Origin of the sequence: Citrobacter sp. MGH110 (assembly GCF_001037515.1) — a bacterium.
Lineage (GTDB): Bacteria > Pseudomonadota > Gammaproteobacteria > Enterobacterales > Enterobacteriaceae > Citrobacter > Citrobacter portucalensis.
On record NZ_KQ089830.1, the window covers coordinates 1997307 to 2009730 of the forward strand.

Annotated in this window: 7 protein-coding genes; 1 reads left to right on the forward strand and 6 read right to left on the reverse strand. The window is 53.1% G+C overall.

Going from position 1 to position 12424, the window contains the following annotated elements:
• Positions 1-8: 8 nt before the first annotated feature.
• From dmsA to lrp, 6 genes are all read right to left on the reverse strand, one after another.
• Complete coding sequence (dmsA, locus tag SK38_RS09600) at positions 9-2453, reverse strand: dimethylsulfoxide reductase subunit A (protein ID WP_048235725.1); 2445 nt, start codon at positions 2451-2453, stop codon at positions 9-11.
• A 236-nt stretch (positions 2454-2689) separates the two neighbouring features.
• Positions 2690-3982 carry a serine--tRNA ligase gene (gene serS, locus SK38_RS09605; protein WP_048214580.1) on the reverse strand — a complete coding sequence of 431 codons (1293 nt, stop codon included), beginning with the start codon at positions 3980-3982 and terminating at the stop codon, positions 2690-2692.
• A gap of 92 nt (positions 3983-4074) precedes the next feature.
• The gene (gene rarA / locus SK38_RS09610; protein WP_048235726.1) at positions 4075-5418 is read right to left on the reverse strand and encodes a replication-associated recombination protein RarA; all 1344 of its coding nucleotides are present in this window, start codon (positions 5416-5418) and stop codon (positions 4075-4077) included.
• Positions 5419-5428: 10 nt separating this feature from the next.
• Positions 5429-6040: an outer membrane lipoprotein periplasmic chaperone LolA gene (gene lolA, locus SK38_RS09615; RefSeq protein ID WP_003831898.1), complete on the reverse strand. Its 612-nt coding sequence runs from the start codon at positions 6038-6040 to the stop codon at positions 5429-5431.
• A 111-nt stretch (positions 6041-6151) separates the two neighbouring features.
• The gene (ftsK, locus tag SK38_RS09620) at positions 6152-10216 is read right to left on the reverse strand and encodes a DNA translocase FtsK (RefSeq protein ID WP_048235728.1); all 4065 of its coding nucleotides are present in this window, start codon (positions 10214-10216) and stop codon (positions 6152-6154) included.
• A 134-nt stretch (positions 10217-10350) separates the two neighbouring features.
• Positions 10351-10845 carry a leucine-responsive transcriptional regulator Lrp gene (gene lrp / locus SK38_RS09625; protein WP_002439523.1) on the reverse strand — a complete coding sequence of 165 codons (495 nt, stop codon included), beginning with the start codon at positions 10843-10845 and terminating at the stop codon, positions 10351-10353.
• A 547-nt stretch (positions 10846-11392) separates the two neighbouring features.
• Between lrp and trxB the strand changes: the two genes are divergently transcribed.
• Positions 11393-12361 (forward strand): thioredoxin-disulfide reductase, encoded by a 969-nt coding sequence (gene trxB / locus SK38_RS09630; RefSeq protein WP_003831889.1) that lies wholly within the window; start codon positions 11393-11395, stop codon positions 12359-12361.
• The last annotated feature ends 63 nt before the right edge of the window (positions 12362-12424 follow it).

Consider the following 12424-nt stretch of genomic DNA (forward strand, 5'->3'; position numbering starts at 1 on the left):
GTTACTCCTTACACCTTTTCAACCTGAACAAGGTTCGTGTGTGATGGGTTCCCCTTCGCGAGAGGAGACGGACGCTGGGTCGTCAGGACGTTAATACAACCGCCCTGGTCCACTCGTTTTGCGTCCGGGTCATACCACGCCCCTTCGCCCAATGCCACCACGCCAGGCATCATACGCGGCGTTACTTTCGCCTCGATGTGCACTTCACCACGATCGTTAAAGATGCGCACCTTGTCGCCGTTGTTAATGCCGCGTCGCTGGGCATCCATCGGGTTGATCCACATTTCCTGGCGGCAGGATGCTTTCAGAACATCCACGTTGCCATAGGTCGAGTGGACGCGAGACTTATAGTGGAAGCCAGTCAACTGCAGAGGGAATTTCTCCACCAGCGGATCGTTTAAGCTCTCAAAGCCTGGGGTATAAATCGGCAGTGGATCAATCACATCACCTTCCGGCAGTTCCCAGGTGGACGCGATCTCGGCAAGCTGCTGCGAATAAATTTCGATCTTACCTGACGGCGTGGTCAGCGGATTGGCGTTAGGATCCTCACGGAACGCCTTGTAGGCCACGTGATGTCCCTGCGGGTCGCGCTGTTTAAAGATCCCCTGCTTGCGGAATTCTTCAAACGTTGGCAGTTCAGGAATGGCTTTGCGCGACTGCTCGTACAGATGACGCATCCACTCTTCCTGAGTACGACCTTCTGTAAACTGCTGCTCAACACCAAGGCGTTTCGCTAGCTCGCTGGTCATCTGGTAGATAGTCTTGCATTCGAAGCGTGGTTTGATCGCCTGATTGGTGAAAATCACATACGACATATTTCCGCAGGAGGCATCCAGTGCGAAGTCCATCTGCTCCGAAGCGGTGCAGTCCGGCAGCAAAATATCCGCGTATTTCGCCGAGGAGGTCATATGACAGTCGATGACAACGATCATCTCGCACTTCTTATCATCCTGTAGGATTTCATGTGTGCGGTTGATATCAGAGTGCTGGTTAATCAGACAGTTACCGGCATAGTTCCAGATCATCTTAATCGGAACATCGAGCTTATCTTTGCCACGAACACCGTCACGCAGCGCCGTCATCTCCGGACCTCGCTCAATGGCGTCCGTCCACATAAACATAGAGATGCTGGTTTCGACTGGGTTTTCCAGCGTAGGCATACGTTCAAACGGCAAACTGTATGAGCCCTCACGCGCCCCGCTGTTGCCGCCGTTAATCCCAACGTTACCGGTAAGGATTGCCAGCATAGAAATGGCACGGGTCGCTATTTCACCGTTAGCATGACGCTGCGGTCCCCACCCCTGACTGATATATGCCGGTTTAGCACTACCGATTTCACGTGCCAGTTTGACGATTCGATCAGCAGGAATACCGGTAATTTGCGCTGCCCATTCCGGGGTCTTGGCGATACCGTCTTTGCCCTGCCCAAGAATATACGCCTTATAGTGACCGTTTTTCGGTGCGTCGGCCGGTAAGGTTTTCTCGTCGTAACCCACGCAGTATTTATCAAGGAACGGTTGATCAACCATGTTTTCGGTGATCAGCACATACGCCAGACCATTCACCAGCGCCGCATCGGTACCTGGGCGGATCGGGATCCACTCATCTTCACGACCCGCGCCGGTATCCGTGTAGCGGGGATCGATAATGATCATGCGGGCATTGGATTTTTGTCGCGCCTGTTCAAGGTAATAGGTTACCCCACCCCCGCTCATACGGGTTTCACCAGGGTTATTCCCGAACAGAACCACCAGCTTGCTGTTTTCAATGTCGGACGGGCTGTTACCGTCAGCCCAGCCGCCGTAGGTGTAATTCAACCCGGCAGCGATTTGCGCTGAAGAGTAGTCACCGTAGTGGTTAAGGTAGCCGCCGCAGCAGTTCATCAACCGTGCCACCAGCGTTTTACCCGGCGGCCACGAGCGCGTCATGGTGCCGCCCAGCGTACCCGTGCCGTAGTTCAGGTAGATAGACTCGTTGCCGTAGTCTTTAATAAGACGCTGCATATTGCTGGCAATGATGTCGTAGGCTTCATCCCAACTGATGCGCTCAAATTTGCCTTCTCCACGTTTGCCGACGCGTTTCATCGGGTATTTCAGCCGGTCGGGATTATAAACGCGACGACGCATGGAGCGACCACGCAGACAGGCGCGGACCTGGTGCAAGCCGTCATAGTTGTCATCACCGGTGTTGTCGGTTTCAACATACTTTATTTCACCGTCTACCACGTGCATACGCAGAGGACAGCGGCTACCACAGTTCACCGTACACGCGCTCCATATGACTTTCTCATTGGCCTGTGTCGGATTAAGGGCTTCTGCAGCATTTGCAATACGGGTAAATGGCAGGGTAAACGCGCTACTGGCCACCGCCAGTCCGCCTATCGCCGTCGTTTTCACCAAACCTCGGCGACTAACCTCAGCTGCCAGCATGGCATCGGGGATCTTAGTTTTCATAGTGGCTCACTCTGCTGCTCACAATAAACAAAAGAGAAATACTCGTTATATAGATTTTTATATAGCGTTAATATCAATATACAGACTGGTAGATACTGAATTTGCGAAAAGACAGAGATAAATACTGACTTTCATTCGAAGGCAGTATTACTCCTATGGAGGTAGGCGTTATTGTCCGACGTCAAACGGGCATAAAAAAAGCGCCCTGAGGCGCTTTTTTAGCAAAGAAAGGCAGCTTAGCCGATAAATTCCAGGCCATTCATGTACGGACGTAACACTTCCGGAACCTGAATACGGCCATCAGCCTGCTGATAGTTTTCCATCACCGCAACCAGCGTACGTCCAACCGCCAGACCGGAACCGTTCAGCGTATGTACTAAACGGGTCTTTTTGTCGGATTTGCTGCGGCAACGCGCCTGCATACGACGAGCCTGGAAATCCCACACGTTGGAGCAAGAGGAGATTTCGCGATAGGTGTTCTGCGCCGGGATCCACACTTCCAGATCGTACGTTTTGCATGCGCCGAAGCCCATGTCGCCTGTGCACAGGACGATCTTACGGTACGGCAGGCCCAGCAGCTGAAGAACCTTCTCAGCATGGCCGGTCATCTCTTCCAGCGCGTCCATAGAGTCTTCCGGGCGAACGATCTGCACCATTTCAACTTTATCGAACTGGTGCATACGGATCAGACCACGGGTATCACGACCGTAAGAACCTGCTTCAGAACGGAAGCACGGCGTATGCGCGGTCATTTTGATCGGCAGCGCATCTTCGTCAATGATTTCGTCGCGAACCAGGTTGGTCAGCGGAACTTCTGCCGTTGGGATCAGCGCATAGTTGCTGCTGTCAGCTTCTTCATCCAGAGGACGGGTGTGGAACAGATCGCCAGCAAATTTCGGCAGTTGCCCTGTTCCGTACAGCGTGTCATGGTTAACCAGATACGGAACGTAGTTTTCGCTGTAACCATGCTGTTCGGTATGCAGATCCAGCATGAACTGAGACAGCGCACGGTGCATGCGCGCGATCTGCCCTTTCATCACGACGAAACGAGAGCCGGTCAGCTTAACCGCAGCGGCAAAATCAAGACCTGTGTGCATTTCACCCAGGGTAACGTGATCGCGCACTTCGAAATCAAACTCACGTGGCGTCCCCCAACGGCTGACTTCAACGTTGTCATTTTCATCTTTACCCACCGGAACGTCGTCCGCTGGCAGGTTAGGAATGGTCAGCGCAATGTCGCGGATCTCGGCCTGTAAGGTATCAAGTTCAGCTTTCGCGGCATCCAGCTCTTCGCCCAGTTTGTTCACTTCCAGACGTAAAGACTCGATATCTTCCCCGCGCGCTTTTGCCTGGCCGATGGATTTCGATCGAGAGTTACGCTCTGCCTGCAGGTTTTCAGTTTGTACCTGCAGAACTTTACGACGCTCTTCAAGAGCGCGCAGCTTATCTACATCCAGCTTAAAGCCCCGGCTTGCCAGTTTTTCTGCGACTGCGTCTGGCTCATTACGCAGCAGATTGGGATCGAGCATGCTTATCCTGTGCTTATCGAATTAAAATAGGAGAAAGTGACCACAGCCTGCGGTCACAGGGATACAGAGACAACATTACCGCAACGATAACACTAACGGTAGCGTTTTATAGGGCTATTTTGATCCTGTCCGGCGAGCCAGGCGAGCTTTTCGCCAATCTTGCCTTCAAGACCTCTGTTTGTGGGGTGATAATAGCGCGTTTGTGCCATTTCCTGCGGGAAGTACTCTTCTCCGGCGGCATAGGCATTTGGTTCATCATGGGCGTAACGATACTCCTGACCATAGCCCATTTCTTTCATCAGCTTAGTTGGCGCATTGCGCAGGTGGACCGGCACGTCGTAATCCGGACGTTCGCGGGCATCAGCCAGCGCGGCTTTGAAGGCGGTGTAAACCGCATTACTTTTCGGCGCGCAGGCCAGATAAACAATCGCCTGAGCAATCGCTCGTTCACCTTCCGCGGGTCCCACGCGGGTAAAGCAGTCCCATGCGGAAATTGCCACCTGCATGGCGCGAGGGTCGGCATTGCCGACATCTTCAGAGGCAATGGCCAGACAGCGACGGGCAACATACAGCGGGTCACCGCCTGCACTAATGATGCGCGCATACCAATAAAGTGCCGCATCCGGGGCGCTGCCGCGAACCGATTTGTGTAATGCGGAGATGAGATCGTAAAAACGATCGCCTTTATTATCGAAGCGTGCGCTGCGTTCACCGGCAATTTCAGTGAGCAATTCTGGTTTCAATACGCGCTTGCCAGAATCATCAACTTCGGCCATATCGGCCATCATTTCCAGCGTATTCAGCGCTCGCCGTGCGTCACCATTAACCAGTTCGGCAATCGCCCGACGCGTCTCTGGTGGCAGTACGATATCCTGGCCGCCGTAACCCCGGGCTTTATCTGACATCGCCTGGTCCAGCACCTGTTCAATATCGTCGGTGGTTAACGATTTCAGTAAATAAACACGCGCCCGCGACAACAGTGCCGAGTTCAGTTCAAACGAGGGATTTTCAGTGGTAGCGCCAATAAACGTGATGGTACCGTCTTCAATATGCGGTAAAAACGCATCCTGTTGGCTTTTATTAAAACGGTGAACTTCGTCCACGAACAGGATCGTACGTCGACCCGCGTTACGATTCTGACGCGCCCACTCAATCGCTTCACGAATTTCTTTTACACCAGACGTGACCGCCGAAATTCGTTCAACATCGGCGTTAGCGTAACGGGCAATAACTTCGGCTAGCGTGGTTTTCCCCGTCCCCGGCGGACCCCATAAAATCATAGAGTGCAGGTGCCCGGCCTCGATGGCGCGCGGCAAGGGTTTACCCGCAGCCAGCAGATGCTGCTGGCCGATGTACTGCGCTAAATTTTCTGGCCGCATACGTGCGGCCAGTGGCTGAAAGGTATTATCAGAAAAGTCGAGCGACAGATTGCTCACTCACACGCCTCTACTTACGTTGATCGTCAACCGTTACACCTTGCGGCGGGGTAAAGGTGAATTTCGAAGGTTCAATCGCACCATTCTGCTGAGATTTCAGCTGATAGCTGCTGCGCTGATCGTCTTGCTCAACGGCACTGAACTGATGGATCGTCCCGTCCCGCCCAACATTGATAGTAAACTGCTTCAGGTTACCGCTGCTGGTTTTTGGCGTCAGCACGAAATCATCGCCGTTTTGCTTAATGTTGTACTGTTGCCAGTCGCTGGCCTGGTTACGCGCAATCAGCATAAACGGCGTGTTGCCCGTAGCGTCTTTCAACCAGGTCGCAGTCGCCTGCTCAACAAACGGGTTAAAGAACCACAGCGTTTTACCATCGGAAACCAGAATGCTCTCGTCAGGCTGCGTCATATGCCAGTTAAACAGATTAGGGCGTTTAACCCATAAGTCGCCCTGACCTTCCTGCACCGCCGCGCCGCTACCGTCCGTGACCTTCTGAGTAAAGCTGGCATGGAAGCTACTGACTTTATCCAGACGGCTTTTCAGGTCGCTGGCAGCATCAGCCCAGACGCTGCTCACCACAAAGCTAGACAGTAATGCACAGGTGATTGCGATTCTTTTCATCGTTATTCCTCAAAATACGTCACTCCCAACGGGGAGATCCCTCTGCTATCCATTTCAGGCCAAAAATCAGCATGAGGAAAGTAGAAAATACTGAATTACTTAACTTTGCAATCATTCGAAGGGCGGCGGAGCCAGCACTTCACGATTACCATTATGCCCTTGTTCGCTGACTATTCCCTGCGCTTCCATCTGTTCGATGATGCGCGCCGCTCGGTTGTAACCGATACGGAACTGACGCTGGACGCCGGAGATTGAGGCTTTGCGTTTCTGAGTAACAAAGTTCACCGCCTGATCGAACAGCGGATCCAGTTCTTCACCACCATCAAAGCCGCCACCGCCGCCTTCGCTTTCGCTGTCAGAGGTAATGCCATCAACGTATTGTGGACGGCCGCGCGCTTTCCAGTCCTGAACTACCGCGTGAACTTCTTCATCGCGTACAAAGGCGCCGTGTACACGCACAGGGATCGTCGAGTTTGGTGCAGAATAAAGCATGTCACCCATACCCAACAGCGATTCCGCGCCGCCCTGGTCAAGGATGGTACGCGAGTCAATTTTACTGGACACTGTAAAGGCGATACGCGTCGGGATGTTCGCTTTAATCAGACCAGTGATAACGTCAACTGACGGTCGCTGGGTTGCCAGCACCAGGTGGATACCCGCCGCACGCGCTTTTTGCGCCAGACGAGCGATTAGTTCTTCCACCTTTTTGCCAACGGTCATCATCAGGTCAGCGAATTCATCCACCAACACCACGATATACGGCAGTTTTTCCAGCACCGGATGCTGAACATCCATGCTGTCGCCCGGCTTCCAGTATGGGTCTGGAATCGGACGTCCCATACGGGCGGCTTCAGCAATCTTATCGTTATAACCGGCAAGGTTACGCACGCCAAGCGCCGACATCAGTTTGTAGCGACGTTCCATTTCATTGACGCTCCAACGCAAGGCATTGGCGGCATCTTTCATGTCGGTCACAACTTCAGTCAGCAGATGTGGAATACCTTCATAAACAGAAAGTTCCAGCATTTTCGGGTCAATCATGATAAAGCGAACGTCTTCCGGCTGCGCTTTGTACAGCATGCTGAGGATCATGGCGTTCACCCCAACAGACTTACCGGAACCGGTTGTCCCTGCCACCAGCAGGTGCGGCATTTTAGCCAGATCGGCCACCACCGGTTCGCCCGCAATATCTTTGCCCAGCACCACAGTCAGCGGAGATGAGTTATCACGGAATTTAGCGTTATCCAGCACTTCTCGCAGATAGACGGTTTGACGTTTTTTGTTCGGTAACTCCAGTCCGACATACGGTTTGCCTGGAATAACCTCGACCACACGTACCGCCGCGGTCGACAATGAACGCGCCAGATCTCGTGACAGGTTAGAAATACGCGCTGCTTTAACCCCTGGAGCCAGATTAAGCTCAAAGCGGGTAATCACCGGGCCAGGAGAATAGTTCACTACATCGGCTTTAATGCGGAAATCCGCCAGACGCGCTTCCACCAGACGTGCCATTTGTTCCAGTGCGAACGTATCTATCGGCTCAACTTCGCTCGGCGGCGGCGTGAGCAGATCTAACGATGGCAGCGGCGTGCTTGGACGGTGCGCCGGACGACTATCCCCATTACGCATCAGCAGCGGATGGATCAGACTATCCTGCGGCGGCGGTGTAACAGGCTGCGCTGGCTGCTGATAATGCTGCTGCGGTGCAACTGGCTGCGCTGGCTGTTGATAATGCTGCTGCGATGCAACTGGCTGCACCGGTTGCTGGTAGTGCTGCTGCGATGCAACTGGCTGCGCTGGTTGCTGATAATGCTGCTGTGGTGCAACTGGCTGTGCCGGTTGCTGATAGTGCTGCTGCGGTGCAACTGGCTGCGCCGGTTGCTGATAGTGCTGCTGCGGTGCAACTGGTTCCTGGTACTGCGGCGCGGGCTCCGGCATTATGCCAGGCGTAAACAGCGGCTCATGCGGACCCTCATCCACCAGTGTTTTCATTGGCGAAAATTCAAAGTCATCGAGGGAGAACGGATTCGCTCCGACAGGCTGTTCACCGGAATAACGCTGCTGCTGAGAAGAAGCAAACTGGCGAGCCAGTTCCGCTTCTGCGGCTGAATCTTCGTCATCAGTCTGGTGGGTATCGTCCTGATACTCTTCGCCATAACGATGCTGCTGCGACTGAGCGAACTGACGTGCCAGCTCGTCCTGCTGCATTGCATCCATTTCATCGTCACTGTACGCATCTGTATCAAGCTGCTCTTCGCGCGCTTTCTCTTCAGCCATACGCTGTGACGGCAGTTTTATGCCATATGAAGCCAGTTCACGACGAGTAGGCACGCGCACACGATTCGGACGCGGCAACTGCGGGCCAATGCCCTCTTTCACCTGCGGACGCGGCGTACCGCTGCCTGCAAGGCTAAAGACAGGTGCTGCGGCAGCGGCACCTGCCCCTAACGCGGCGCTTTTTACGCCAGCGGCCAGCGGTGCAACGGCAGCAACAGACTCAACGGGTGGTATGGATACAGTCGTCGGCATAGATGGCGTAGACGGCTTAATACGCTCAGGCTCCTGAGCAGGTTCTGGAATCGGCTGATACCATGCGGCCAGTTGCTCACGCTCACGCGCACGTTTCTCTTCGACTTCTTCAAAGTAATAGAGCGGCGGACGAGTCGGTTTAACTTCTTCAACCACCGGCTCAGGTTCCACCACTGTTGGTTGTTCAACCACAGGCTGCTGGAACGTAGTGCTCTGTTGAAAAGTTGGATCCTGCTGATAAACAGGTTGCTGCACAGGCTCCGGCTGATAACCAGGCTGCTGGAATGCGGTGTTCTGTTGAGAGGTCGGATCCTGTTGATAGACAGGTTGCAGCACGGGCTCCGGCTGATAAACAGGTTCCGGCTGCGGCGCGACAGGCTGCGTATAAACAGGTTCAACGGGCTGCTGTGCGTAATATTGCGGCTGCGGACTCTGCTCCACAACCGGTTGTTGCCATGGCTCATACGGCTGCTGCACCGGAGGTTGCGCGTACTGGGCTGGCTGCGGATAACCTTCAGGCGCTGGTGCAATCGCGGCATCACCGGCTTGCGGGCCAGGCACGGGTTGCCAGGCCACAGTTGGGACCGGTTGCTCCATAACAGTGTTGGTCACGGGTGACGTTTGCAGTAACGGATCGACCGGTGCGCTCCAGGCCTGAGCGGCTGTTGTAGCTGCAGCTGCTGCAGCCACAGGCTCGGTCACCGAGTGGCCGTTAAGCAGTGGATCAAGTTCGTCATATACAGGCAGCGTCGCGCGATTACCGGAAAACAGCACATCATTAGGATCGGCAACCACGCCACGGGCGCTGTATTCAATTTCGTCTTCATCATCCATGCGTTTGCCGGAAAACAGCGCCGCATCGGTATGACGACCAAGCGGGTTGGTAAATTTCTCCGCCAGACGTTTACGGCGCGCTAACGCACCGCGCAGGATACGAGCTCGGCGCGATTCATGGGGTTTGCCATCAGCGGCGTCGACAGACTCTTCTTCGTCTTCATATTCTTCGTCATCGACCCAGGTATCGTCGCGGCGGGTACGGTTGCTGGCAAACGTCAGGATATTGAGTAACCAGCCGCCCAGTTTTTCCGCAATGCTCACCCATGACCAACCGGTGAACAGCGTTAATCCCGCTGCCCAAATGCACAACAACGTCAGCGTGCCGCCGCTGCTGTGCAGCAATGGTTGTAGCGTGGTGCTGAGCAGACTGCCGATCACGCCGCCAGAGGCGAAATACCAGATGTCATCGGCGTTAATTGCGGCCAGCCCGCAGGAAGTGAGAATCAGCGCCAGAACGCCAATAATGCGTAGCGAGACGGCAAAATAATCGACGTATTCGTCGCTGGCCTGATGTCGCCAGGCAAACCAGCAGCCACCGACAATGATGACGGGGATGGTGTAGGCCATGACGCCAAAAATAAAGAACAGCGTGTCCGCCAGCCATGCTCCAGGTATTCCACCCAGATTATGGATAGGCTCATGCCACGCGGTTTGCGACCAACTGGGATCCGAAGGGTTAAAGCTGAGTAAGGCAGCCATCAACCAGACGGCAAAAAGGGCAATAAGAATCAGTAGCGCTTCCAGAAGTCGGCGCCCGCTGCTTAACTTCGTCAATGTGACGTCTTTGTCTTCAGTGTATTCCTGGCTCAAAAACGGCTCTCCAGGTTTCGGGCTTTTCCTGCCCGATGCTAAAACGGACAACAGCACCGGGTTGCCCCGGCACTGTTGCTGTATGGATTAACAGGAGTGTAATCAAACTGCGTCGATTTTGCACCTGTTCCGTGTTAGCGCGTCTTAATTACCAGACGATTGCTCTGTTTGACTTCTTCCATTACTACATAAGTACGTGTGTCATTCACGCCAGGCAGACGCAGCAGGGTTTCCCCCAACAGCTTACGGTATGCCGACATATCCGGTACGCGTGTTTTCAGCAAATAGTCGAAATCACCGGAAACCAAATGACACTCTTGAATTTCTTCAAGTTTTTGTACTGCAGAGTTAAATTGTTCAAACACATCCGGGGCGCCACGATTCAGAGTAATCTCAACAAAAACCAGAAGTGATGCATCCAGATAATGCGGGTTTAACAGCGCTGTATAGCCCTGAATAAAACCCTGTCTTTCCAACCGACGCACACGCTCAAGGCAGGGCGTTGGTGAAAGTCCCACACGTTTAGAAAGCTCGACGTTAGAAATACGCCCATCCTTTTGCAGCTCATTAAGAATGTTACGATCGATACGGTCGAGATCTTTGCCAGGGCGCTTCTTACTATCTACCATTATTATTGTCTCTCTGTATTCCTTCCCTACTCCTGCCTGACTCTACCAACATCACTGTTCAGAGTCGCTACCCATCAAAATAAACCGCAACCCAGAGGGATTTTCGGTTCGCAATGTCTGGGTTTATGGTGAGAAGACCGTTGCCTGTCGGCGGCTATCGACATCACGAATGGCATCTGTCCACACCATGCGTAGATTTCGCTAACACGGTAAACATGGTATCTACATGCATGATTATGCAGCACATACATGACACAGTTTTTTTCTTCCTTGAATGTTTTCGCAAAACAGCAGGGGATTGTCAAAGCAAAACATCGATTTTTAGTACAACATGCCAGTTATTCATTCGCAGTGATGGAAAATCGTCATTTTATCACCTTATAACTGACCGATTTTAAGTAGAAATCGTTATAGTATTACGACTAATTCTGCCGTTCATCGGTTCCCGCTATTACACATATTGTTAACAAAATCGCCATACTCTTTTTTTACGCCTGTAAATTCCCTACAATCCTGCTCATTGCCTGCTAACAACTATGGGGATCTCATGGGCGCAACCAAACACAGTAAACTTCTTATTCTGGGCTCTGGCCCTGCGGGGTATACCGCTGCGGTCTACGCTGCACGCGCGAACCTGCAACCGGTACTGATTACCGGTATGGAAAAAGGTGGTCAGTTGACCACAACAACAGAAGTGGAGAACTGGCCTGGCGATCCGCACGATCTCACAGGCCCATTGCTGATGGAACGCATGCACGAACATGCGACCAAATTTGAAACTGAAATTATTTTTGATCATATCAGCAAAGTTGATCTGCAAAACCGCCCTTTCCGTCTGACCGGCGACAGCGGTGAATACACCTGTGACGCACTAATCATCGCCACCGGTGCGTCAGCACGCTACCTGGGTCTGCCTTCAGAAGAAGCCTTCAAAGGCCGTGGCGTTTCCGCCTGCGCGACCTGCGACGGTTTCTTCTACCGTAACCAAAAAGTTGCGGTGATCGGCGGCGGCAACACTGCTGTTGAAGAAGCGCTGTACCTGGCGAATATCGCATCTGAAGTGCATTTGATTCACCGTCGCGACAGCTTCCGCGCCGAGAAAATCCTGATCAAGCGTTTGATGGATAAAGTCGAAAACGGCAACATCGTGCTGCATACCCACCGCACACTGGAAGAAGTGACCGGCGATCAAATGGGCGTAACCGGACTGCGCCTGCGCGATACGCAAAACACTGACAACGTCGAGTCACTTGACGTTGCAGGCTTGTTTGTCGCTATCGGCCACAGCCCGAATACCGCCATTTTTGACGGTCAGCTTGAACTGGAAAATGGCTACATCAAAGTTCAGTCCGGGATTCATGGTAACGCCACCCAAACCAGCATTCCGGGTGTATTCGCCGCCGGTGACGTGATGGACCATATTTATCGCCAGGCGATCACTTCAGCAGGCACCGGTTGTATGGCTGCGCTTGACGCAGAGCGTTATCTCGACGGTCTGGCAGACGCTTGCAAATAAGTTTTACAAATCAGTAACAAAAGTAAAAAAGGCGACTATAAGTCGCCTTTATTTTTGCCTCGT